The sequence below is a fragment of the Luteimonas salinilitoris genome (genome assembly GCF_041300785.1).
Taxonomy (GTDB): Bacteria; Pseudomonadota; Gammaproteobacteria; order Xanthomonadales; family Xanthomonadaceae; genus Luteimonas; species Luteimonas salinilitoris.
The window spans coordinates 272,771-295,802 of sequence record NZ_JBFWIB010000001.1 but is presented as its reverse complement, the minus strand read 5'-3'; the positions used below and the strand labels follow the sequence as shown (position 1 = coordinate 295,802).

The window sequence follows — 23,032 nt, the reverse complement described above, 5'->3', positions numbered from 1 at the left end:
GAAATGTCCGCGGTATCGCGCGCATGGCGCGCTCCTACGACGAGCGGCGGCGAGCCGACAGCCTTCCGTCGCGCGGCGATGCCGGTTACAAAGGGCCATGAGCGACTACATCATCGGGCTGACTGGGGGCGTGGCTTCCGGCAAGAGTGAGGTCACGCGGCGTTTCGAGGCGCGTGGGGTGACGGTGGCGGACGCCGACATCGCCGCGCGCGAGGCGGTGGCGGTCGGCAGCGAGGGGTTGGCGGAGGTGGCGGCGGCGTTCGGGCCGGACGTGCTCGATGCGAGCGGCGCGCTCGACCGCGCCGCGATGCGGCGCCGGGTGTTCATGGACGACACCGAACGCCGCAGGCTGGAGGCGATCGTGCACCCGCGCGTGCGCGCCGCCCTGCGCGCGACCTGCGAGGCGGCTCCGGGGCCGTACGCGATCGCCGCGATCCCGCTGCTGGCCGAGGGCGGTGGACGAGCGGCCTATCCCTGGCTGCAGCGGATCCTGGTGGTGGACGTGCCGGTGGAGATGCAGCGCGAACGGCTGTTGCGGCGCGACGGCATCGACGATGCGCTGGCGACGCGGATGATCGAGGTGCAGGCGACCCGGCGCGAACGGCTGGCGCTGGCCGACGACGCCATCTTCAACGACGGCCCTTTGGAGATGCTGGACACGCACGTGGCGGCGCTGGATCGACGTTACCGCGTGCTTGCGATCGTGCATGCGTAGGCGCCACCATGCCTCGATGCTGCACGGCGAGGCCCGCAGCCGGATTGCACCGGCGTATGGTCGCGCCAGCGTCGTACGAGCGATGCGTCCGCTTTCGTAGGAGCGTGCCATGCGCGCGATGCCGGCGGCCTACCCGCTCCCGGCCGTCAGCGGCCCCAACGCGAACCGGAAGGTGCATCGGTGGCCGGAATCCTCTGGCGGCACCATGCCCGCGGCATCGCGCGCATGGCGCGCTCCTACGGAGGCGGCGGCTGTGTGGCGATACAGACACGGCAGCGGCCCGCATGGTTTGCGGCCGCTTCTACAGCCAGATCGCGTTCCAGAAGGGATAGTCGCCGGCCTTGCGCGCCAGCCCGGCACGGATCGGATTGGCGACGATGTAGCGTGCCGTCGCGCGCAGGTCCTCGTCGCCGCGCAGGGCGTGGTCATGGTATGCCCGGCTCCATATCGGTCCAGTGCGGCCGAGGGCGCGATTGATCCTGCGTGCGCTGCCTGATTTCAACGTCGCGATGATGGCGCCCAGCGAGCGTTGCCCGTCCAGTTGCAGCAGGCAATGCACGTGATCGGGCATGACGACCCAGGCGAGCATCCGCGCGCCCTTGGTCAGGACCGGATCGTGAAGGCAGGCCGCCGCCGCGCAGGCGGCATCGAATTCCTGGAACAGCGGTGTTCGCTGCTGCGTGGCCAGGGTCAGGTGATAGGCCCGTCCGGGGGCGGATACGCGGCCGATGCGGAGCGCCGCATGACCGCGACGAGGGGTTTGCGAGAGCGAAGAGGATGTCGGCATGGGCACATCGTCGAACACGACGTCGCCCTGCGGAATCCGACGTTCCCCCACCGGTCTGTCGGAGAACGCCCGGTCCTGCCGTAGGAGCGCGCCATGCGCGCGATGCCGCGGGGGCCGGTAGGATCCGGCGGATGCAGCGATTCCGGACCGGCAAGCGCGCCGGTCACCGGAATTCGCGGGCGGCGAAACGCCCGCGGTATCGCGCGCATGGCGCGCTCCTACGGAGGTGCGGGCCGCGGCGGGTGTGGAGGTACCGCGGTCAGGGCGCAGGCCAGAGGGCGCGGATGGCGGCGATGCCCTGGGCGCCGTGGCGGCGGGCCTCGAGGATGTCGTCTGGGCCGAGGCCGCCGATGGCGTAGATCGGCAGCGAGACGGCTTCACGCAGAGTGGCGAACCGCGTCCAGCCGAGGCCGGGCGCGCCGGGATGGGTCGGCGTGGGCGCGAGCGGGCCGAGCAGGGCGAAGTCGCAGCCCAGGCGCTCGGCGTGGCGCAACTCGTCCAGGTCGTGGCAGGACGCCGCCAGCGGCCGGTCCACGGGCAGCGGGCGTTCGCCGAGCGCGGCGAGCTGCGCGGCGCGCAGGTGCAGGCCGGCGCCGGTGGCGCGGGCGAGCTCGGGATCGGCGCCGACCAGCGCTTCGGCGCCGGCGGCGCGGCAGCGCTTCACGGCGCCGGCGACCAGGCGTTCGCGGCGGCTGCGTTCGATGCCGGGCAGGCGCAGGTGCATGCGGCGGATGCCGGAGGCCAGGGCGTTCTCGATGCCTTGCAGCCAGGCGCCGTCGTCCGCACCCGGTTCCGGGGTGACGAGATAGCGGTCGGGGCGCGTGAGCGCCGCGACCACCGGGCGGTCGGCCGGCGGCATGGCATAGCTGGCGAGCCTGTGCTGCGGCACCCAGGCCAGGGCCTGGCCTTCGTGGCCCCGCGGCGTGCCGCGCCAGGCGGTGACATGGCGGACGTCCAGGCACAGGCGCCTGTGCGGATAGGCCTGGGGCACGGCGATCAGCGGCGGCCCGACTTCGACCTGGATGCCCAGCTCCTCGTCCAGTTCGCGCACCAGCGCCTGTTCTGGCGACTCGCCGGGCTCGCGCTTGCCGCCGGGGAATTCCCACAGGCCGGCGAGATCGCGGCCTTCGGTCCGCCGCGCGAGCAGTACGCGGCCGCCGGGATCGGTGATGACGGCGGCGATGACTTCGACGACGTCGTCGCTCATGCCCTGCCCCATCGGCGCGTCAGGCGCGCGCACGCGTGCCGTCCAGGTGCCGGGCGCGCCCCGGGGGACGCTGCGAAAGCTGCCCTCATCCGCCCCCCTATCAAGTGCGGAACAAGCTCTTCGGGCCCCTTCTCCCGCAAGCGGGAGAAGGGAAATGCGGAGTGCGGGTTTAGCGCCCATGGAGCGCTTCTACGAGCTGCAAAAGCTGCCCTCATTCGCCCTCCGGGTACCTTCTCCCGCAAGCGGGAGAAGGGAAAGGCCGGGTGCGGGTTTCGTGCCATGGGGCGCTGCTACAGGGGGCATGATTTTTGCCGGTCGCCGGCGGCTCCGCCGTAGAGCCGAGCTTGCTCGGCTGTGCCGGCGCCGGTGCCAGGAGCAGCGGAGCAAGCTCCGCTCTACGGGGCATTGTCGGCGAGCCGAGGCCGTCGTCAGGACAGCTGCCCATGGCAGTGCTTGTACTTCTTGCCGCTGCCGCAGGGGCACGGGTCGTTGCGGCCGACCTTGGCGCCGTCGCGCACGATCGGCATTTGCGGGCGCGGGCCGTCGCGCTGGTAGTCCGGCTCGGCGGCTTCCTCGTCGGCGCCGTAGCCGCCGGCGTCGGCGTGCTGGAACTGCGCCTGGTTGAGCCTGGCCTCGATCTGGCGCCGCTCCTCGGCCTCCAGCGCGGCGACCTCGGCTTCGCTGCGGATGCGCACGCGCGCCAGCAGGGTCACGACCTCGTGCTTGACCTTGTCGAGCATGTCCGAGAACAGCGTAAACGCCTCGCGCTTGTATTCCTGCTTCGGCTGCTTCTGCGCGTAGCCGCGCAGGTGGATGCCCTGACGCAGGTAGTCCATGCGCCCCAGGTGCTCCTTCCAGTTCTGGTCGAGCACGTTGAGCATGATGTGCTTTTCCAGCATGCGCATGGTCTCGGGGCCGACCTGCGTCTCCTTGTCGGCGAAAAGGCGGTCGGCCGATTCCTGCACGTGCGCGGCGATGCCTTCGGCATCGAGTTCCTTCTTCTCCTGCACCATCCGCTGCAGCTCCAGGCGCAGGCCGAACTCCTGCTCCAGCGCCGCCTCCAGCGCCGGCAGGTCCCACTGCTCGTCGACCGACTCGGGCGGCACGTGGCGCGCGACCAGCTCGGCGACCACGTCGCCGCGGATGCCGTCGATGTTCTCCTGCACGCTTTCGGCGTCGAGCAGCTCGTCGCGCTGGCCGTAGATCACCTTGCGCTGGTCGTTGTTGACGTCGTCGAAGTCGAGCAGGTTCTTGCGGATGTCGAAGTTGTGCGCCTCCACCTTGCGCTGCGCGTTGGCGATCTGCTTGGTCACCAGCGGGCTCTCGATGATGTCGTCTTCCTGCAGGCCCATCCGCGCCATCACCCGCTGCACCCAGTCGGCGGCGAAGATGCGCATCAGGTTGTCCTCGAGCGACAGGTAGAAGCGCGAGGAACCGGGATCGCCCTGGCGGCCGGAACGGCCGCGCAGCTGGTTGTCGATGCGCCGCGACTCGTGGCGCTCGGTGCCGATGATGTGCAGGCCGCCCGCGGCCTTGACCTGGTCGTGGCGCTCCTGCCAGTCGGCGCGCACCTTCGCCTTCTGCTCCTCGGCGGCGTCCTCGCCCAGCTCCGCCAGCTCGGACTCGACCGCGCCGCCGAGCACGATGTCGGTGCCGCGGCCGGCCATGTTGGTGGCGATGGTGACCGCCTTGGGGCGGCCGGCATTGGCGATGATCTGCGCCTCGCGCTCGTGCTGCTTGGCGTTGAGCACCTCGTGCGGGATGCCCTCCTCGCGCAGCTGGTCGGACAGCAGCTCGGAAACCTCGATCGAGGTGGTGCCGACCAGCACCGGCTGGCCCTTCTCGTGGCACTCGCGGATCTCGCGGGCGACGGCGCGGTACTTGCCGGCGCGGTTGAGGAACACGGCGTCGGGATGGTCCTTGCGCACCATCGGCCGGTGGGTGGGGATGACCACCACCTCCAGGCTGTAGATGCTCTGGAACTCGAAGGCCTCGGTGTCGGCGGTGCCGGTCATGCCGGCGAGCTTGCCGTACATGCGGAACAGGTTCTGGAAGGTGATGCTGGCCAGCGTCTGGTTCTCGCGCTGCACCGGCACGCCCTCCTTGGCCTCGACCGCCTGGTGCAGGCCGTCGGACCAGCGGCGCCCGGCCAGGGTGCGGCCGGTGAACTCGTCGACGATGATCACCTCGCCGTCGCGCACGATGTAGTCGACGTCGCGCTGGTAGATCGCGTGCGCGCGCATCGCCGCGTTGAGGTGATGCACGACGTGGATGTTCTGCGGATCGTACAGGCTCTCGTCCGCATCGAGGATGCCGGCCTTGCGCAGCAGCTCCTCGGCGTGCTCCTGCCCGGCCTCGGACAGGTGCACCTGCTTGCCCTTCTCGTCGACCCAGAAATCGCCGACGCCGTCCTCGACCTCCTGCCGCTTGAGCGAGGGCACGATGCGGTTGACCTTGATGTACAGCTCCGGCGACTCGTCGGCCGGGCCGGAGATGATCAGCGGGGTGCGCGCCTCGTCGATCAGGATCGAGTCGACCTCGTCGACGATCGCGTAGTTCAGCCCGCGCTGGTAGCGGTCGCCCTTGGACAGCGCCATGTTGTCGCGCAGGTAGTCGAAGCCGAACTCGTTGTTGGTGCCGTAGGTGATGTCGGCGCCGTAGGCGGCGTGCTTGTCCGAATGCGGCATGCCGGGGAACACCACCCCGACCGACAGGCCGAGCCACTCGTACAGCTTGCCCATCCAGGCCGCGTCGCGGCGCGCGAGGTAGTCGTTGACGGTGACCACATGCACGCCCTTGCCTTCCAGCGCGTTGAGGTACACCGGCAGCGTCGCGACCAGGGTCTTGCCCTCGCCGGTGCGCATCTCGGCGATCTTGCCCATGTGCAACACCATGCCGCCGATCAGCTGCACGTCGTAGTGGCGCATGCCGAGCACGCGCTGCGAGGCCTCGCGGCAGACGGCGAAGGCCTCGGGCAGCAGCTTGTCGAGCGACTCGCCGTCGGCGACGCGCTGCTTGAATTCGGGGGTCTTGGCCTGCAGCTCGGCGTCCGACAGGGCCTGCATCTGCGCTTCCAGGACGTTGACCTTGGCGGCGATCTTTTCGAGCTGTTTGACGAGGCGTTCGTTGCGGCTGCCGAAGACGCTGGTGAGCAGGCGATTGAGCATGGGTTTACCGGAAGTCGGAGATCGGGAGCGCGGGACGCCTGGCCCCGGCAACGAAAAAGGGCGCCAGGCGCCCTTTTTGGCAACGCGCATTGTAGCGTGGGGATGGCCCGGGTGCCTTTCAAGCGCGGCCGGGAGGGCCCGGGCCCGTGGTGGCGTGCGCAGCCGAGCGGCTTCGTAGGAGCGCGCCATGCGCGCGATGCCGGCGACGTGTCCGATCTCGGCCATCGGCGGTCCCGTCGCGAGCCGGAAGGCGCGCCGGTGACCGGAATCCCCTGGCGGTGAGATGCCCGCGGTATCGCGCGCATGGCGCGCTCCTACGGCAGGTGCGGGTCACGCCCCGGTCATCGGCGGTCCCGTCGCGAGCCGGAAGGCGCGCCCGTGGCCGGAAGGAATCCCCTGGCGGCGGAATGCCCGCGGCATCGCGCGCATGGCGCGCTCCTACGGGATTGCGAGACGGATCAGCCGCGGGTCACGCCCATGTCGCCGAGGAACTTGCGCGGGTTGACCACGCGGCCGTTCTCCCAGACCTCGAAATGGACGTGCGCGCCGGTCGAGCGGCCGGTGGAGCCCGCCTTGGCGATCTGCTGGCCGACCCGGACCAGGTCGCCCACCTTCACCGTGATGCGCGAGTTGTGCGCGTAGCGGGTGACATAGCCGTTGCCGTGATCGACCTCGACCACGTTGCCGTAGCCGCTGCGGTAGCCGGAGTAGCTGACCACGCCGTCGGCGACCGTCATTACCGGGTCCCCGCTGCGGGCGTCGAAATCGATGCCCTTGTGGAAGGCGCGGCCGCCGCCGAACGGATCGGCGCGGCTGCCGTAGCCGGAGGTGATGTAGCTGCTGGCGACCGGCGAGCGCGAGGGCAGCGCGGCGCGCTCGAGCTGCTGGTCGAACAGCAGCGCCTCGAGCACCGACAGCTGGCGGCCGGATTCGCGCAGTTCCGCGTCCACCGCGTCCATGCCCTCGTGCAGGCCGCGCGCCGGCATGTCCTGCACCGGACCGGGACCGCCAAGGCCGACCGGGGCGGTGAAATCGAATTCGCCGTCTCCGAGCTTGCCGACCCGGGTCAACCGCTCGCCGAGCGCGTTCAGCCGGTTGGCCTGCGCCTGCAGCTCGCCCATGCGCGCGGACAGCGCATTGACCTCGCGCTGCGCCTCGCGGCGGGTCTGCTCGATGCTGGCCCGCTGCTCGAGGGTCTTGGCGTGCAGCCGCGAGATCTCGCTGGCGCCCATGCTGGCGCCGAACAGCATGCCGGCCACCGCGATCACGGCGGCGGCGGCGAACGGCTTGAGCAGCGCGGCCGCCCGGATCTGCTGCAACCAGTGCATGATGCGGATCCGCGCCTGATGGGTGATGCTGTGTAGAGTCATGCTTCCAATGTCTGGTTCACGATCCAAGCCGCCTGCGGGGACCGCCCGCGCCGCTCCCGCCCAGCCGGCGCTGGACGCGCTGCTGAAAGGTGCCGCCGGCGACCCGCTCCGCCGCGCCCTCTGGCTCGACGCGCTGGATCAGCAATTGCGCCCCCTGCTACCGCCGCCGCTCGCCGCGCATGCGCGGCTGGGCAATGTCGACGGCCGCAGGCTCGTCTACCTCGTCGACGCCCCGGTCTGGCACGCCCGCATGCGGCTGGCCGGCCCGGAACTGCTCGACGGGGCCCGTTCCATCGGGCTGGATGTCACGGAATTCGTCGTCAAGACAACCCGGCCGATGCCGCGACCTCCCCAGTCCGCATCGACCTCACGTCCAATGTCGGCACGCGCGGATGCAGCACTGCGCGATGCGTTGGCACTCCTGGCCGATGACGACCCCGGCAAGGATACCTCCTGAGCCGCCCCTCCCCTGCCCCGCAGCCGGAACGAGGAAGCAGGCGACCGAGGCATGCTACCGGGCATGTACTCACACCGGGTTAACAGACCAGGAACATTTCGACAATAAATTGTTAATTATTCGTTACTGGTTCGCGCGGACTCACATTTGTGATCGAGGCCCGCGGCCGTGATTCAGCCCAGTGAGCCTTCGCCCCCGGACGGCGGCGGGAGACACGGCCAGCCTTCGACGATGCGATTCAGCGATGTCCAGCTCGGTTTGACGCCGATCGCCCAATGACAGCGCCACCTCACGGAGGGGCGAAGCTCACTCAGGCCGCGGCGGGAGCGCCGTAGACAAGCGGCGCCGGAGCGTCTTCGCCGAAGGTGATCTCCTCCCAGGCCGAACGCTCGGCCATCAGGGCGCGGGCCAGTTTGTTGTTGAGCGCATGGCCGGACTTGTGGCCCTCGTACGCACCGAGGATCGGATGTCCGGTGAGGTACAGGTCGCCGATGGCGTCCAGGATCTTGTGGCGCACGAACTCGTTGGCGTAGCGCAGGCCGTCGTCGTTGAGCACGCGGAACTCGTCGAGCACGATGGCGTTGTCCATCGACCCGCCCAGGCCTAGGTTGCGCTCGCGCATGAATTCCAGGTCGCGCATGAAGCCGAAGGTGCGCGCGCGGCTGACCTCGCGGATGTAGGCCTCGGTGGAAAAGTCGACCACGGCGCGCGACTGTGCGGTCGGGATCGCAGGATGGTCGAACTCGATGGTGAAGCCGAGGCGGAAGCCGTCGTAGGGCTCGAAACGGGCGATCTTGTCGCCGTCGCGCACCTCGACCGGTCGCTTGATGCGGATGAAGCGCTTGGGCGCGTCCTGCAGCACGATGCCGGCCGACTGCAGCAGGAACACGAACGGGCCGGACGAGCCGTCCATGATCGGCACCTCGGGCGCCGACAGGTCGACGAACAGGTTGTCGATGCCGAGGCCGGCCAGGGCCGACATCAGGTGCTCGACGGTCATCACCTTGCCGGCATCGCGGGTCAGCCCGGTGCAGAGCATGGTCTCGGTGACCAGGTCGGCGCGCGCGGGAATGTCCACCGCCGGCTCGAGGTCGATGCGGCGGAACACGATGCCGCCGTCCACCGGGGCCGGACGCAGGGTGAGATAGACCTTCTCGCCGCTGTGCAGGCCCACGCCGGTGGCGCGGATGATGTTCTTGATGGTGCGTTGCTGGGGCATGGCGGCGGGGTCAGGTCAGTGGGGGTCCGGAAGCCTCGCGGCGGCTGGCAGCCCTGGGCCCAACGGGTCGCAGGTTAGCACGCGCGTGGCTGAACCTGAACGGAAGTGGTGGCGATCGCCCCGGCGCACGCGTGCCGCGATTCAGGGGTCCGCCGCTGGCGGCGTGGATCCGATATGCGGCCGACGCGGCCGGCGCGCAACCGGGTACGAGATCCAGGATTGCGGCGCTGCAGGAGGAAAAGTCCACCGGGCCGGCACGGGCCCGGTGGCAAGAGGACATGCCGGTGCGCACGGACGCACCTGCACGGATATCGCGCCGCGGAACAGCGATGGACCCATCGGACCGGCGCGCCGGCCCCTCGATGCGGACATCGCCCGTCCCGCGGGAGTGCGGTCAGTCGGCCTGGGTGAGGCGGTGCGCTTGCGAGGCACTGCCTCGCGCACTGCCGAACGCCCGGCCATGGGCCGCTGGCACTGCCAGCGGCGGGCGCACAAGGATGTGCGCCCCGGCCTTGCCGGCGAAGCAGGATGCGAAGCCCTGCAAGGCCGGGCCGGACCTTCCGTCCCCGCCAAGGCTCGCCATGGACGGCAGCGGCATCACCCGGCTCAATCCGCCTGTCGGCGCAAGAACGCGGGAATGTCCAGGTAGCTGCTGTCGCTGCCGAAATCGGCGACGTCCGGCTTCGCCGCCGGTTCCTCGCTGCGGCCACGCAGGCTCGAGGCGATGCTCGGCGCCTGCGAACCGCCGCCGACGGCGTCGTCGATCGGCAGCCCGGTGGTGCCGTCGCGCTTGACCTGGGTGTGGATCAGCTGCACCTGCGGGCGGCGTGCCGGCTCCTGGACATAATCGCGCTCGCTGCCGCGCAGGCTCTGCCGCGACGCCGCACGGTTGAGGCCGGTGGCGACCACGGTGACGCGGACCTCGTCCTGCATGTCCTGGTCGAGCACGGTGCCGATGACGATGGTGGCGTCCTCGCTGGCGAAGTTCTCCACGGTGCGGCCGACCTCGTCGAATTCCGACATGGTGAAGTCGGGACCGGCGGTGATGTTGACCAGGATGCCGTTGGCGCCGGCCAGGTTGACGTCGTCGAGCAGCGGGTTCTGGATCGCCGATTCGGCAGCGGCCTGGGCGCGGTCGTCGCCGCGGGCGGTGCCGGTGCCCATCATCGCCAGGCCCATCTCGGACATGACGGTGCGCACGTCGGCGAAGTCGACGTTGATCAGGCCCGGACGGACGATCAGGTCGGCGATGCCCTGCACGGCGCCGAGCAGCACGTCGTTGGCGGCGCGGAACGCCTGGATCATGGTGGCGTTGCGGCCGAGCACCGAGATCAGCTTCTCGTTGGGGATGGTGATCAGCGAGTCGCAGTGCTGCGACAGGTCCTCGATGCCCTTGAGCGCCACCTGCATGCGGCGGCGGCCCTCGAACGGGAACGGCTTGGTGACCACGGCGACGGTCAGGATCCCCATCTCCTTGGCCAGCTGCGCCACCACCGGCGCGGCGCCGGTGCCGGTGCCGCCGCCCATGCCGGCGGTGATGAACACCATGTCGGCGCCCTGCAGCGCATCCATGATGATCTCGCGATCCTCGAGCGCGGCCTGGCGGCCGACTTCCGGATTCGCGCCCGCGCCCAGCCCCTTGGTGACGTTGCCACCGAGCTGCAGCTGCAGCTTGGCGCCGCAGTTCTTGATCGCCTGCGCGTCGGTGTTGGCGGTGATGAACTCCACCCCGTCGACGCTGCTGTTGACCATGTGTCCGACGGCGTTGCCGCCGCCTCCGCCCACGCCGATCACCTTGATGACGGCGTTGGGCGCCATCTTTTCTACCAATTCGAAATGTGCCATGTCCGTGTCCTCATGAAGGGCCGGGAATCGGGAATGGGGAATCGGGAATCGGAAAAAGCGCTTCTACCCGTCTAACCTCATTGCCCGGCACCGGCGTTACTGTTGTGTGCCGCTTTTGTGTTTTGTCATTTCGCATTTGCCTCGCTACTCAGCTGCCTCGCTTCTCCGCTTTTCGCCCCTGCTCCTGCTCTTCCGATTCCCCATTCCCGATTCCCCATTCCCGGGCAAGTTCGTCAGAACTCGCCCCTGTACCAGTCCTTCAACTTCTTGAAGAAAGTCCCTGCGCGCCCGGTCGGGATCACCGGGCGGCGCGGGTTCTCGATCTGGCTGCCCATCAGCAGCAGGCCCACGCCGGTGGCGTGCACCGGGTTGCCGACCACCTCGCCCAGGCCGGTGACGTGCTGCGGGATGCCCACGCGCACCGGCATCTGCAGCATTTCCTCGGCCAGCTCGACCACGCCTTCCATCTTCGCGGCGCCGCCGGTGAGCACCATGCCGGCGCGCACGTGCTGCTCGAAGCCCGAGCGGCGCAGTTCGGCCTGCACCATCTCGAAGATCTCCTCGTAGCGCGCCTGCACCGCCTGCGCCAGCGACTGCCGCGGCAGCCGCCGCGGCGGACGGTCGCCGACGCTCGGCACCTGGATCGACTCCTCGCTGGTCGCCAGCTGCGCCAGCGCGCAGGCGTAGCGCACCTTGATCTGCTCGGCCTCCGGCGTGGGCGTGCGCAGCATGTGCGCGATGTCCTCGGTGACCTTGTCGCCGGCGATCGGCAGGCTCGCGGTGTGGCAGATCGCGCCCTGCACGAACACCGCCAGGTCGGTGGTGCCGGCACCGAGGTCGACCAGCGCCACGCCGAGTTCGCGCTCGTCGCTGGTCAGCACCGCGGTGCTCGAGGCCAGCGACGACAGCACCAGGTCGTCGATCTGCAGCCCGCAGCGTTGCACGCACTTGCTGATGTTGGCCGCGGCCGACTGCGCGCACACCACCAGGTGCGCATGCACCTCCAGGCGCACGCCGGTCATGCCGACCGGGTTGCGGATGCCTTCCTGCGAATCGTCGAGCACGTACTCGCGCGGGATCGCGTGCAGGATGCGCTGGTCGGCCGGGATCGCCACTGCCTTGGCGGCCTCGAGCACCCGGTCCAGGTCGGCCCAGGTGACCTCGCTGTCGCGGATCGGCACGATGCCGGGCGAGTTCTTGCACTGCACGTGGTTGCCGGAGATCGAGGCATAGACCGAGCGGATCTCGCAGCCGGCCATCAGCTCGGCCTCCTCGATCGCGCGCTGGATCGACTGCACGGTCGACTCGATGTCGACCACCACGCCGCGCTTGAGACCGCGCGATTCGTGCGAGCCGATGCCGATCACCTCGATGGGGTTGCCCGGCGAATACTCGCCGACCAGCGCCACCACCTTGGAGGTGCCGATGTCGAGTCCGACGATGAGGGCTTTGTCGCCTTTTCGGTTCATGTGTTTGGGCCGGGAATCGGGAATGGGGAATCGGGAATGGCAAGAGCCGGGAAGCGGAGACCGGAAGCCAGGTATGAAGAAGGCGGGCGAGGAAGCATCGGAGGAAAGGCAACGGCCGAAACGCTCTCGGCGCTTACCAACGCCGCATCCGCGACAGTCATCGGATGCGGGCTGTTGCTTTTTCGATTCCCGATTCCCGATTCCCGATTCACGGCTCTTGCCATTCCCGATTCCCTATTCCCGATTCCCGGCTCTTCGGCCCACTCGAGGGCGAAGCCGTTGGTGTAGCGGAGGTCGGCGCGCCGCAGTGGCGCGGCGTTCTGCTGCAGCAGCTGCGGCAGCAGGCGCGCGAAGCGTTCAAGGCGCGTGCGTGCCTGCTGGCTGCCGACCGTGACCTCGGTGCCGTTGGACAGCGTCAGCGACCAGCTGCCGCGCTCGTCGAGCGCCAGTCGCCGCACCCGGTAGCCGGCCGGGGTGAACAGCACCCGCGCCTCGTTGTACAGCGCGACCACGTCGGTCACGCGCGCGTCCGGCCCATGCAGCAACGGCAGCTGCGGCGGCGGGTCGATCCCGGCGATCGGAAACAGCCGTCCCTGCTCCGACAGCAGCCGGTCCTCGCCCCAGCGCGCGAACGGCCGGTGCTCGACGATCCGCACCTCGACCACGTCCGGCCAGCGCTTGCGCACCTCGGCGCGCTCCACCCACGGCAGCCGCGCCACCGCCGCCTGCGCGTCGCTCAGGCGCATGGCGAAGAAGCCATGGCGCGCGAACGGCAGCACCGCCTCGCGCAGCGCCCGGTCCTCGACGCGCTCGACCTGGCCGACCACGCGCAAGGTGCGCAGCGGCCAGCGCTCGCTGCCGATCCAGCCCTGCAGCACCGCCACCACCGGCAGCGCTACGAGCGCCAGGGCCAACGTCCACGCGATGATCCGCAGAATGGCGCTCACGATCGTGCGCCTCCACCGGGAAGTCCCGGGACTCGGGACTCGGGACTCGGGACTCGGTAAACCGTAGCCGTCGTAGAGCCGAGCTTGCTCGGCTGCTGCGCGGGCTCCGGACACAAGAGCAGCGGAGCAAGCTCCGCTCTACGGAGGGTCGGCGGAGCTCGCCTCGCGAATCCCGAATCCCGAATCTCCAATCTCGGCTTCACAACGTCGTCTCCAGGATCCGCCAGCACAGTTCCTCGTAGTCCACTCCCAGCTGCGCCGCAGCCTTGGGCACCAGCGAATGGCTGGTCATGCCGGGCGCGGTATTGACCTCGAGCAGGAAGAGCGCGCCGCTGTCGCGGTCGCGCATCGCGTCCACCCGGCCCCAGCCGCGGCAGCCGGCGGCGGCGAAGGCGCGCAGCGCGAGCGCACCGAGGGCGTCCTCGTCCTCACCTTCCAGGCCGGGGCAGATGTATTGCGTCTCGTCGGAGACGTACTTGGCTTCGTAGTCGTACCACTCGCCCTTGGGCACGATGCGGATCGACGGCAGCGCGCGCGGCGTGCCGCCGATGTCCAAGATGCCGACGGTCAGCTCGTCACCTTCGACCATCTTCTCCATCAGCAGCTCGCCCGGGTAGCACGCGGCCAGTGCAACCGCAGCATCGAGGCCAGCGTCATCGAACACCCGGCTGATGCCGACGCTCGAACCTTCCTGCGATGGCTTGACGATGACCGGCAGGCCGAGTTCGCATGCGGCGGCATGGACAGCCTGCCCCGGACCCGATCCGGGGTCGCCCCGGCCCAGGCGCACGTACGCCGGCGTCGGCAGGCCCAGGCTCAACCACACCTGCTTGGTGCGGATCTTGTCCATCGCCAGCGCCGAGCCGAGCACGCCGGAACCGGTGTACGGCATACCGAGCGCCTCCATCAGCCCCTGCACGACGCCGTCCTCGCCGCCGCCGTGCTGGCCGTGGAGGATGTTGAACACGCGGTCGAACTCGCCGCCGGCCAGCGCCTTCGCCAGGGCCGGAATGCCGTCCACCGCGTGCGCGTCGATCCCGCGCGCGCGCAGCGCCGCAAGCACGCCGGCGCCGGAATCGAGCGAGACCTCGCGCTCGGACGAACTGCCGCCCATCAGCACGGCGACGCGGCCGAACACCGCCGGGTCGGAATGGCGCGCGGGCGCGAGCATGCTCATGCCGCCCCCGCCTCGAAACCGTCGGCGGCCAGCTGCTGCACCACCTGTCCGATGTCGCCGGCGCCCATCATCAGCAGCAGGTCGCCGTCCTCGAGCAAGTCCGGCAGGATCCGCGGCAGGTCCTGGGCGCTGGCGACCAGCACCGGATCGAGGCGTCCGCGCGCGCGGATCGCGCGTGCCAGCGCCTTGGCGTCGGCGTTGGCGATCGGCGCCTCGCCGGCGGCGTAGACCTCGGTCAGCACCAGCGCGTCGACCTCCGACAGCACCCCGGCGAAGTCGTCCAGCAGGTCGCGGGTGCGGCTGTAGCGGTGCGGCTGGAAGGCCACCACCAGGCGCCGGTCGGGCCAGCCGCCGCGCGCCGCCTCGAACACCGCCTTCAGTTCCTTCGGGTGATGGCCGTAGTCGTCGACCAGCTGCACCGTCGCGCCCTGCGCGGTGCGCAGCTCGGCCAGCAGGTTGAAGCGCCGGCCGATGCCGGCGAACTTCTGCAGCGCGGCGGCGATCGCCTCCGGCGCCACGCCCAGCTGCCAGGCGACCGAGGCGGCGGCCAGCGCGTTCTGCACGTTGTGGCGGCCGGGCAGCGCCAGCGATACCGGCGTGCGCGAGCCGTCGGGCAGGCGCAGCACGAAATGCATGCGCGGGCCGTCCTGGTCGACGTCCTCGGCGCGGACGTCGGCCTTGGAATCGAAGCCGTAGGTGGTGACGTGGCGCGGCGTCTGCTTCGCCAGCTGTGCGACCTCGGCGTCGTCGATGCACAGCACCGCCAGTCCGTAGAACGGCAACCGGTGCAGGAACTCGGAGAACGCCGCCTGCACGCGGGCGAAATCGCCGCCGTAGTTCTCCAGGTGATCGGCGTCGATGTTGGTGACGATCGCGATCAGCGGATTCAGGCGCAGGAAGCTGCCGTCGCTCTCGTCGGCCTCGGCCACCAGCCAGTCGCTGCCGCCCAGGCGCGCGTTGGCACCGGCGGCGAGCAGCTGGCCGCCGATGACGAAGGTCGGATCCAGCCCGCCCTCGGCCAGCACGCTGGCCAGCAGCGAGGTGGTGGTGGTCTTGCCGTGCGTGCCGGCCACCGCGATGCCGCGGCGGAAGCGCATCAGCTCGGCCAGCATCTCGGCGCGCGGCACCACCGGGATGCGTTGCGAACGCGCCTCCAGCAGTTCCGGGTTGTCGGGCTTGATCGCGCTGGACACCACCACGCAGTCGGTGCCGAGCACGTTGGCGGCCGCGTGTCCGCGATGCACGGCGATGCCGAGCGACTGCAGCCGGCGGGTGACGGCGTTGTCGGCCAGGTCGGAGCCGGAGACCTCGTAGCCGAGCGTGCACAGCACTTCCGCGATGCCGCTCATGCCGGCGCCGCCGATGCCGACGAAGTGCACGCGCGAGAACGCGCGGGCGAAATCCGCCGTGGACAACGCATGGGTCTCGAGCAGGCGGCGGATCATGCGGTCTTCCCCAGGGTCGGCTCGATCCGCTGGCGCAGGCGGCTGGTGCCGCGCACCGCACCGACGGCCGGGGCTTGCGCCTGCGTCGTGCGGGACGCATCGACGACCGGCGGCTGCGCCGCCTCGCCGCGCAGCCGCGCCACCTGGCGCTGGGCGCGATCGAGTTCGTAGGAGACCCGCAGCAGCACCCCGACCGCGGCGCAGGTCATCAGCACGCTGGAGCCGCCATAGGACACCAGCGGCAGGGTCAGGCCCTTGGTCGGCAGCACGCCGAGGTTGACGCCGATCGAGACCAGGCTCTGCAGCGCGATCCACAGCGCCACGCCGAACGCGCAGTAGCCGGCGAAGTGGCGGCGCATCTCCACGCACTTCAATCCGATCCAGAACGCGCGCCCGCACAGCAGCGTGTACAGGCCGATCACCACGCACACGCCGAAGAAGCCCAGTTCCTCGCCGATCACCGCGAGGATGAAGTCGGTGTGCGCCTCCGGCAGGTACGACAGCTTCTGCACCGAGGCGCCGAGACCGACGCCGAACCATTCGCCGCGGCCGACCGCCATCAGCGCGTTCGCCAGCTGATAGCCGCTGTTGAACGGGTCGGCGAACGGATCCATGAACGAGGTCAGCCGCCGCATGCGGTAGGGCTCGGCGATCGCCACGATCGCAAGCAACGGCAGCACCACCAGCACCGGCGCCGCCATCCGCGGCATGTGCACGCCGCCGAGCACCAGCATGCCGGCGGTGATCGCCAGGATCAGCGCCAGCGAGCCGAAGTCCGGCTGCAGCACCAGCAGCGCCATCAGGCCGACCGCCACGCCCAGCGGCTTGAGCATCGCGCCCCAGGTGGCGTTGACCTCGTCGCGGAAACGCACCAGGTAGCTCGCCAGCCAGACGATGTACATCAGCTTCACCGCCTCGACCGTCTGGAAGCTGGAGACGCCGAGGTTGATCCAGCGCTGCGCGCCGTTGACGCTCTTGCCCAGGCCGGGAATGAACACCGCCAGCAGCAGCCCGAAGCACAGCAGCAGCAGCAGGCGATCGAAGCGCTCGATGCTCTTGAGCTCGGTGCGCATCAGCCACGCGCACAGGCCGATGCCGACCGCCAGGAACACCAGATGGCGCATCAGGAAATAGAACGGTCCCACCGCCAGGTCCTCGCCGATGGCGATCGAGCTCGACGCCACCATCACCACGCCCAGCGCCGCCAGCGCGATGGCGGCGCCGAGCAGCCACGGGTCGAAGCGGCCGTGGATGGCGTCGAGCCGGGTCGCCTGGTGGAAGTTGCCGTCCATCAGCGCACCTTCAACGTGGCCAGGCCGACCAGCACCAGGATCACCGAGATGATCCAGAAGCGCACGATCACCCGCGGCTCGGGCCAGCCCTTGAGTTCGAAGTGGTGGTGGATCGGCGCCATCCGGAACACGCGCCGGCCGGTGAGCTTGAACGACGCCACCTGGATCATCACCGACAGCGTCTCGATGACGAAGATCCCGCCCATGATCACCAGCACCAGTTCCTGGCGCACGATCACCGCGATCGCGCCGAGGGCCGCGCCCAGCGCCAGCGCGCCGATGTCGCCCATGAACACCATCGCCGGATAGGTGTTGAACCACAGGAAGCCGAGCCCGGCGCCGGCGATCGCGGCGCAGATGATCACCAGCTCGCCGGCACCGGGGATGCGCGGGATCTGCAGGTACTCGGAGAACTCGGCGTGGCCGGAGGCGTAGGCGAACACGCCCAGCGCGCACGCCACCAGCACCGTCGGCATGATCGCCAGGCCGTCGAGGCCGTCGGTGAGGTTGACCGCGTTGGAGAAGCCGACGATCCAGAAGTAGGCGATGGCGACGAAGCTCACCCCCACCAGCGGCAGCGCGATCGCCTTGAACAGCGGGATGTAGAACGTGGTCGCGGCCGGCACGTCGGCGCTGTAGAACAGGAACAGGCCGGCGGCCAGGCCGAACAGCGACTGCAGCAGGTACTTCCAGCGCGACTTCAGGCCGTTGGGATCGCGCCTGACGATCTTGATCCAGTCGTCGTACCAGCCGATCGCGCCGAACGCCAGCATCACCGCCAGCACCACCCACACGTACTTGTTGCGCAGGTCGCCCCACAGCAGCACCGAGGCCAGCACCGCGATCAGGATCAGCGCGCCGCCCATGGTCGGCGTGCCGGCCTTGGAGAAATGCGTCTGCGGGCCGTCCTGGCGGATCGGCTGGCCGCCCTTGTACTGCGCCAGCCTGCGGATCAGCGCCGGCCCCCACCACAGCGACAGGAACAGCGACGTCAGCGCGGCGAGGATGCCGCGGAAGGTGAGATAGTTGAACAGGGAGAAGAAGTTCTCCAGACCCTGCAGCCAGCGCGCGAGCTCAAGCAGCATCGGCGGATTCCTCCCCTGGGGTGTGTTCGTCGGCCAGCAACGCGGAGACGATCCGCTCCATCGCGCTGCCGCGCGACCCCTTCACCAGCACGCGCACGCGGGCCGGCGGGTCCGCGGCGGCGAGATCGGCGCGCAGCGCTTCGGCCAGTGCCGCATGCGTGTCGAAGCGGCGCGCGCCCTCGCCGAAGGCATCCGCCGCCGCCGCGCTCAGCTGCCCGAGCGCGTACAGCCGCGCGATGCCGGCGCGCCCGGCGCGGCGGCCGATCTCGGCGTGCAGCGCTTCGGCGTCGGCGCCGAGCTCGCCCATGTCGCCGAGCACCAGCCAGTTGTCGCCCTCGCGGGCGGCGGCAAGGATGTCGATCGCGGCCGCGACCGAACCGGGATTGGCGTTGTAGCTGTCGTCGATCAGCAGCGCGCCGCCGCGCAGGCGACGACGCACCAGGCGGCCGGCCACCGGCCGCGCCTCGGACAGGCCGGCGGCGATCGTCGCCGCGTCCAGTCCGGCGGCGCCGACCGCCAGCGCCGCCGCGGCCAGCGCATTGCGCACGTTATGGCGGCCGGGCAGCGGCAGCGCGACCTCGGCCTCGCCACCGGGCACGACCAGCACGAAGCGCGCGCCGTCCTCGTCCAGGCGCACCTCGCGCGCGGTGACCTCGGCACTGGCCTCCAGCCCGAAACGGATCAGGCGCCGGCCGTGCGCGCGCTCGGCGAAGTACTGCGCGAAGGCGTCGTCGGCGTTGATCGTCGCGACCCCGTCGACCGGGAGCGCGTCATAGATCGCCGCCTTGGTGTCGGCCACGCCGAGCAGGCTGCCCATACGTTGCAGGTGCGCCGGCGCGATGTTGTTGACCACGGCCACGTGCGGCCGCGCGATCGCGGTCAGCCAGGCGATGTCGCCGGGCTTGCCGGCGCCCATCTCGTAGATCGCGTAATCGGCGTCTTCCGGCGCGTCGATCACCGCCAGCGGCAACCCGATCTCGTTGTTGCGGTTGCCGGGATTGGCGTAGGCCTTGCCCGCGCGCCGCAGGATCGGCAGCAGCATCTGCTTGACGCCGGTCTTGCCGTTGCTGCCGGTGATCGCGACCACGCGCGCGGGGCGCCCGTGCTGCATGGCCGCCGCGAACGCGGCCAGCGCCTGGCGGGTGTCGGCGACCACGATCTGCGGCAGGCCGATCGCGGCCGGGCGCGACACCAGCGCCGCGCGCGCGCCCAGTTCCGCGGCGGCGCCGACGTGGTCGTTGCCGTCGAACTGCTCGCCCACCAGGGCGACGAACAACGCGGCGCGGCCGTCGCTGGCGTCGAAGCGGCGGGTGTCGGTCTCGATCGCGTCGATCAGCACGTCGCCGGCACCCTGGTCCGCCTGCAGGCGGCCGTTGGTCCACTTGGCGATCCGCGACAGTGGCAGCGGGTTCATGCCCTGCCCTCCAGCGCCGTGCGCGCGATCGCGGCATCGTCGAACGGATGGCGCACGCCGCCGATCTCCTGGCAGGGCTCATGGCCCTTGCCGGCGACCAGCACGATGTCGCCGGCGCCGGCCTCGCCGATGGCGCGCGCGATCGCCCGCGCGCGGTCGCGCTGCACGACGACCGCGGCCGGATCGGCGAAGCCCGGCAGGATGTCGGCGACGATCGCGTCGCCGTCCTCGCCGCGCGGATTGTCGTCGGTGACGATCACCCGGTCGGCCCCGGCCTCGACGATCGCCGCCATCTGCGGCCGCTTGCCGCGATCACGCTCGCCGCCGCAGCCGAACACGCAGACGATGCGGCCGCGCGCATGCGCGCGCAGGCTGGCCAGCGCCTGTTCCAGCGCATCCGGCGTATGCGCGTAATCGATGACCACCAGCGGCGCGCCGCCGCTGCCGCCGAGCCGGTTCATGCGCCCGGCCACCGGCTGCAGCCGCGACAGCGCGTCGGCGATGTCGGCCGGGGCCTCGCCCAGCGCGTGCAGGGTGCCGGCGACGGCAAGCAGGTTGTCGACGTTGAAGCGCCCCAGCAGCGGCGAGCGCAGCCGGTGCACGGTATCGCCGATGCGCAGGTCGAAGGCGATGCCTTCGCCGTCGAGCGCCAGGTCGCCGGCCCGCACCATCGCCGCGGCATCGCCGCGCGCGCTGACGCCGACCACCTGTGGCTTTCCGACCTTCTCCGTCGGGGGAGTGGAATCCTCCTCGGCAGGTACGGCAGTAGCCGCCGTCAGCCGCGCGTGCAGCGCGCGGCCGAAGTCGTCGTCGAGGTTGATCACCGCGGCCCGCAGGCCAGGCCAGGCGAACAGCCGTGCCTTGGCGGCGCCGTAGGCGTCCATGTCGCCGTGGTAGTCGAGATGATCGCGCGTGAGGTTGGTGAACACCCCGACCCGGAAGTGCACGCCGTCGACCCGGCCCTGGTCGAGCGCGTGCGAGCTGATCTCCATCGCCACCGCGGTCGCGCCGGCATCGCGCAGCCGTGCCAGCAGCGCATGCATCTGCACCACCTGTGGCGTGGTGAAGCCGGTCGCCTCGACTTCGCCGTGCAGCCCGGCGCCGAGCGTGCCGATGCTGCCCGCACGGCGGCCGCGCAGCGTCCACGCCTGCGCCAGCAGCTGCACGGTCGAGGTCTTGCCGTTGGTGCCGGTGACGCCGACGGTGGTCATCGCCGCCGAGGGCGCGCCGTACAGGCGATCGGCCATCGCGCCCATGCGTGTGCGCAGCGCCGGCACCGCGATGGCGTCGGCGGGCGGCGGCGCGTCGTCCGGCGCCGGCGGCTCGAACAGGATCGCGCGCGCGCCGGCCGCCCGCGCCTGCGCAACGAAGCGCAGGCCATGGCTGCCGAAGCCCGGGATCGCGAGGAAGGCATCGCCCTCGCGCACCTCGCGGCTGTCCTGCGCCAGCCCGCTCACGGTCAGCGCCGGCGGCATAGCTGCGATGTCGGGAAGCAGGTCGGCCAGGCGCATGGCGGCGCTCATCGCGCACCTCCCGCGGAGGCCGGAGCTCGGGACTCGGGGATCGGGCGCGGCAGAGCCGCACCGGCACGCGTGGTCGATGCATCGCCTGCGCGCGGCGCGGGACGCCCCGCTTCTGTTCTTGTGCTTTCGGTCCCCGACCCCCGAGTCCCGAGCTCCGGCTTTTCCTTGGCCTGTGCCGCCAGCCAGGTCTCGATGTCGTCCGGCGGCACGTCCATCAGCCGCAGCGCCCCTTCCATGACGTTCTTGAACACCGGCGCCGCCACCCAGCCACCGCCGTACATGTTGGTGGAGGTATCGGGATCGTCGATCACCACCACCATCGAGAAGCGCGGATTCACGGCCGGCACCAGGCCGGCGAAGAACGCCACGTAGCGGCGCGCGTAGCCGCCGCCGCTGGCCTTGCGCGCTGTACCGGTCTTGCCGGCGACGTGGTAGCCGAGGATCGCGGCGCGCGTCGCCGTGCCACCAAGCTCGGTGACCGTCTGCATCATCGACACGATCTGCTGCGCGATCGCCGGATCGAGCACCTGGCGCGGCTCGTTGTGCTGGCCCTTGACGAAGGTCGGCGCGAGCGCGCGGCCGCCGTTGCCGAGCGCGGCGTAAGCGACGGCGATCTGCAGCGGCGTCGCCGACAACCCGTAGCCATAGGACATCGTCTGCTTGGTGGTGCCGCTCCAGTTCTCGGGCTCGGGGAACAGGCCCGAGGCCTCGCCGGGAAAACCGCTGCGGGTGCTGGTGCCGTAGCCGAAGCGGCGCAGGAACTCGTAGAACTGCCGGTTGGGCAGCATGGCCACCAGCTTGGAGACGCCGACGTTGGAGCTCTTGGTGATCACGCCGGTGACGTCGAGCACGCCGTAGTTGCGGAAATCGCTGGTGCGATAGCGCCCGTTCGGAATCCAGCCGGGGCTGGTATCCACCCGCGTCGTCGGCGTCACCACGCCGGCCTCGAGCGCGGCGGCCACGGTCAGCGGCTTCATCGTCGAGCCCGGCTCGATCAGGTCGGTGACCGCGCGGTTGCGGCGCGCGTCGCGATCGCCGCCCGAGACCACGTGCGGGTTGTAGCCCGGCAGGTTGGCCATCGCCAGCACCTCGCCGGTGGCGACGTCGAGCACCACCACGGAACCGGCGCTGGCGCCGGTGCGGGCCAGTGCGCTGCGCAGCTCGCGGTGGGCCAGGAACTGGATGCGGCGGTCGATGCTCAGCGTCAGGTCCTTGCCGGGTTCGGCCGGACGCACCAGGTCGACGTTCTCGACGATGCGGCCGCGGCGGTCGCGGATGACCTTCTGCGCGCCGGGATTGCCGCGCAGCCAATCGTCGAACGCCAGCTCGATCCCTTCCTGGCCGCGATCGTCGATGTTGGTGAAGCCGAGCACGTGCGCCAGCGCCTCGCCCTGCGGGTAGAAGCGACGGAACTCGCGCTGGCTGAAGACCCCGGGCACGCTCAGCGCCAGCACCTTCTGCGCCGCGGCGGGATGGATCCTGCGCTGCCCCGGCAGGTACATGAACTCCTTGTCGGCGCGCTGGGTCACACTGCGCGCGAGCGCCTCCTCCTGCACCCCGATCGCGGCGGCCAGTTCGGCGATGCGTTCGGGATGCTTGACCAGCTCCTGCGGGTTGGCCCACAGCGAGGCCACCGGGGTGGAGATCGCCAGCGGCTCGCCGTTGCGATCGGTGATCATGCCGCGCGAGGTCGCGATCGGCAGTTCGCGCAGGAAGCGCGAATCGGCCTTCTGCTGGTAGAAGGCGTTGTCGATCAGCTGCAGGTCGACCGCGCGTCCAACCAGCACCACCGAACACAGGCCGAGCGCGCCCGCGACCAGCGCCAGCCGCCCGCGCAGGTTGAACTGCGCGCGGGTGCGCGGCCGCTTGGCGGTGCCGCCCGGGGTGCGCTTGAACTTCATGGGCCGGTCGCC

General features: G+C 70.5%; 17 protein-coding genes. 2 read left to right on the top strand and 15 right to left on the bottom strand.

The window, feature by feature from the left end:
• Nucleotides 1-97: 97 nt before the first annotated feature.
• On the top strand, nt 98-715 hold the full coding sequence (gene coaE / locus AB5T46_RS01145; RefSeq protein WP_370561974.1) for a dephospho-CoA kinase: 618 nt from the start codon (nt 98-100) through the stop codon (nt 713-715).
• A 301-nt stretch (nt 716-1,016) separates the two neighbouring features.
• Here coaE and AB5T46_RS01140 read toward each other — a convergent pair whose 3' ends face one another.
• The 4 genes from AB5T46_RS01140 to AB5T46_RS01125 all read right to left on the bottom strand — a co-directional run bounded on the left by AB5T46_RS01140 (nt 1,017) and on the right by AB5T46_RS01125 (nt 7,246).
• The gene (locus tag AB5T46_RS01140) at nt 1,017-1,520 is read right to left on the bottom strand and encodes an REP-associated tyrosine transposase (protein ID WP_370561973.1); all 504 of its coding nucleotides are present in this window, start codon (nt 1,518-1,520) and stop codon (nt 1,017-1,019) included.
• A 241-nt stretch (nt 1,521-1,761) separates the two neighbouring features.
• Nucleotides 1,762-2,709 carry a Nudix family hydrolase gene (locus tag AB5T46_RS01135; RefSeq protein WP_370561972.1) on the bottom strand — a complete coding sequence of 316 codons (948 nt, stop codon included), beginning with the start codon at nt 2,707-2,709 and terminating at the stop codon, nt 1,762-1,764.
• 428 nt (nt 2,710-3,137) lie between these two features.
• Nucleotides 3,138-5,876, bottom strand: a complete 2,739-nt coding sequence (secA, locus tag AB5T46_RS01130) for a preprotein translocase subunit SecA (protein WP_370561971.1) — start codon at nt 5,874-5,876, stop codon at nt 3,138-3,140.
• A 458-nt stretch (nt 5,877-6,334) separates the two neighbouring features.
• On the bottom strand, nt 6,335-7,246 hold the full coding sequence (locus AB5T46_RS01125; RefSeq protein ID WP_370561970.1) for a M23 family metallopeptidase: 912 nt from the start codon (nt 7,244-7,246) through the stop codon (nt 6,335-6,337).
• A 7-nt stretch (nt 7,247-7,253) separates the two neighbouring features.
• Here AB5T46_RS01125 and AB5T46_RS01120 point away from each other — a divergent pair, with 7 nt between their 5' ends.
• A complete protein-coding gene (locus AB5T46_RS01120) occupies nt 7,254-7,703 on the top strand; it encodes a DciA family protein (RefSeq protein WP_370561969.1) in 450 nt (149 codons plus the stop codon).
• A gap of 310 nt (nt 7,704-8,013) precedes the next feature.
• Here AB5T46_RS01120 and lpxC read toward each other — a convergent pair whose 3' ends face one another.
• From lpxC to AB5T46_RS01065, 11 genes are all read right to left on the bottom strand, one after another.
• Nucleotides 8,014-8,922, bottom strand: a complete 909-nt coding sequence (gene lpxC, locus AB5T46_RS01115) for a UDP-3-O-acyl-N-acetylglucosamine deacetylase (protein ID WP_370561968.1) — start codon at nt 8,920-8,922, stop codon at nt 8,014-8,016.
• Nucleotides 8,923-9,528: 606 nt separating this feature from the next.
• On the bottom strand, nt 9,529-10,767 hold the full coding sequence (gene ftsZ / locus AB5T46_RS01110; protein WP_370561967.1) for a cell division protein FtsZ: 1,239 nt from the start codon (nt 10,765-10,767) through the stop codon (nt 9,529-9,531).
• Between the two features lie 233 nt (nt 10,768-11,000).
• Entirely contained in the window at nt 11,001-12,236 is a 1,236-nt protein-coding gene (gene ftsA / locus AB5T46_RS01105) for a cell division protein FtsA (RefSeq protein WP_370561966.1), read from the bottom strand.
• On the bottom strand, nt 12,233-13,183 hold the full coding sequence (locus tag AB5T46_RS01100; RefSeq protein ID WP_370561964.1) for a cell division protein FtsQ/DivIB: 951 nt from the start codon (nt 13,181-13,183) through the stop codon (nt 12,233-12,235). Before AB5T46_RS01100 ends, ftsA begins: the two co-directional genes overlap by 4 nt.
• 199 nt (nt 13,184-13,382) lie before the next feature.
• Entirely contained in the window at nt 13,383-14,360 is a 978-nt protein-coding gene (locus tag AB5T46_RS01095; RefSeq protein ID WP_370561962.1) for a D-alanine--D-alanine ligase, read from the bottom strand.
• Nucleotides 14,357-15,805: a UDP-N-acetylmuramate--L-alanine ligase gene (gene murC, locus AB5T46_RS01090; protein ID WP_370561961.1), complete on the bottom strand. Its 1,449-nt coding sequence runs from the start codon at nt 15,803-15,805 to the stop codon at nt 14,357-14,359. Before murC ends, AB5T46_RS01095 begins: the two co-directional genes overlap by 4 nt.
• Nucleotides 15,802-17,097, bottom strand: a complete 1,296-nt coding sequence (gene ftsW / locus AB5T46_RS01085; RefSeq protein ID WP_370561959.1) for a putative lipid II flippase FtsW — start codon at nt 17,095-17,097, stop codon at nt 15,802-15,804. The genes murC and ftsW overlap by 4 nt, the downstream gene beginning before the upstream one ends.
• Nucleotides 17,097-18,182, bottom strand: a complete 1,086-nt coding sequence (gene mraY / locus AB5T46_RS01080; RefSeq protein ID WP_370561957.1) for a phospho-N-acetylmuramoyl-pentapeptide-transferase — start codon at nt 18,180-18,182, stop codon at nt 17,097-17,099. The genes ftsW and mraY overlap by 1 nt, the downstream gene beginning before the upstream one ends.
• The gene (locus AB5T46_RS01075; RefSeq protein ID WP_370561956.1) at nt 18,172-19,596 is read right to left on the bottom strand and encodes a UDP-N-acetylmuramoyl-tripeptide--D-alanyl-D-alanine ligase; all 1,425 of its coding nucleotides are present in this window, start codon (nt 19,594-19,596) and stop codon (nt 18,172-18,174) included. The genes mraY and AB5T46_RS01075 overlap by 11 nt, the downstream gene beginning before the upstream one ends.
• Complete coding sequence (locus AB5T46_RS01070) at nt 19,593-21,119, bottom strand: UDP-N-acetylmuramoyl-L-alanyl-D-glutamate--2,6-diaminopimelate ligase (RefSeq protein ID WP_370561955.1); 1,527 nt, start codon at nt 21,117-21,119, stop codon at nt 19,593-19,595. Before AB5T46_RS01070 ends, AB5T46_RS01075 begins: the two co-directional genes overlap by 4 nt.
• Nucleotides 21,116-23,020, bottom strand: a complete 1,905-nt coding sequence (locus AB5T46_RS01065) for a peptidoglycan D,D-transpeptidase FtsI family protein (protein WP_370561954.1) — start codon at nt 23,018-23,020, stop codon at nt 21,116-21,118. The genes AB5T46_RS01070 and AB5T46_RS01065 overlap by 4 nt, the downstream gene beginning before the upstream one ends.
• Nucleotides 23,021-23,032: the final 12 nt, after the last annotated feature.

Bases quoted from the DNA above. Each gene is read 5' to 3' on its own strand.
- ftsW (WP_370561959.1), bottom strand. From the start codon at position 17,097: ATGGACGGCAACTTCCACCAGGCGACCCGGCTCGACGCCATCCACGGC.
- AB5T46_RS01135 (WP_370561972.1), bottom strand. From the start codon at position 2,709: ATGAGCGACGACGTCGTCGAAGTCATCGCCGCCGTCATCACCGATCCC.
- secA (WP_370561971.1), bottom strand. From the start codon at position 5,876: ATGCTCAATCGCCTGCTCACCAGCGTCTTCGGCAGCCGCAACGAACGC.
- AB5T46_RS01095 (WP_370561962.1), bottom strand. From the start codon at position 14,360: ATGAGCATGCTCGCGCCCGCGCGCCATTCCGACCCGGCGGTGTTCGGC.
- ftsA (WP_370561966.1), bottom strand. From the start codon at position 12,236: ATGAACCGAAAAGGCGACAAAGCCCTCATCGTCGGACTCGACATCGGC.
- murC (WP_370561961.1), bottom strand. From the start codon at position 15,805: ATGATCCGCCGCCTGCTCGAGACCCATGCGTTGTCCACGGCGGATTTC.
- AB5T46_RS01075 (WP_370561956.1), bottom strand. From the start codon at position 19,596: ATGAACCCGCTGCCACTGTCGCGGATCGCCAAGTGGACCAACGGCCGC.
- coaE (WP_370561974.1), top strand. From the start codon at position 98: ATGAGCGACTACATCATCGGGCTGACTGGGGGCGTGGCTTCCGGCAAG.
- AB5T46_RS01065 (WP_370561954.1), bottom strand. From the start codon at position 23,020: ATGAAGTTCAAGCGCACCCCGGGCGGCACCGCCAAGCGGCCGCGCACC.
- lpxC (WP_370561968.1), bottom strand. From the start codon at position 8,922: ATGCCCCAGCAACGCACCATCAAGAACATCATCCGCGCCACCGGCGTG.
- AB5T46_RS01120 (WP_370561969.1), top strand. From the start codon at position 7,254: ATGTCTGGTTCACGATCCAAGCCGCCTGCGGGGACCGCCCGCGCCGCT.
- AB5T46_RS01125 (WP_370561970.1), bottom strand. From the start codon at position 7,246: ATGACTCTACACAGCATCACCCATCAGGCGCGGATCCGCATCATGCAC.
- AB5T46_RS01070 (WP_370561955.1), bottom strand. From the start codon at position 21,119: ATGAGCGCCGCCATGCGCCTGGCCGACCTGCTTCCCGACATCGCAGCT.
- ftsZ (WP_370561967.1), bottom strand. From the start codon at position 10,767: ATGGCACATTTCGAATTGGTAGAAAAGATGGCGCCCAACGCCGTCATC.
- mraY (WP_370561957.1), bottom strand. From the start codon at position 18,182: ATGCTGCTTGAGCTCGCGCGCTGGCTGCAGGGTCTGGAGAACTTCTTC.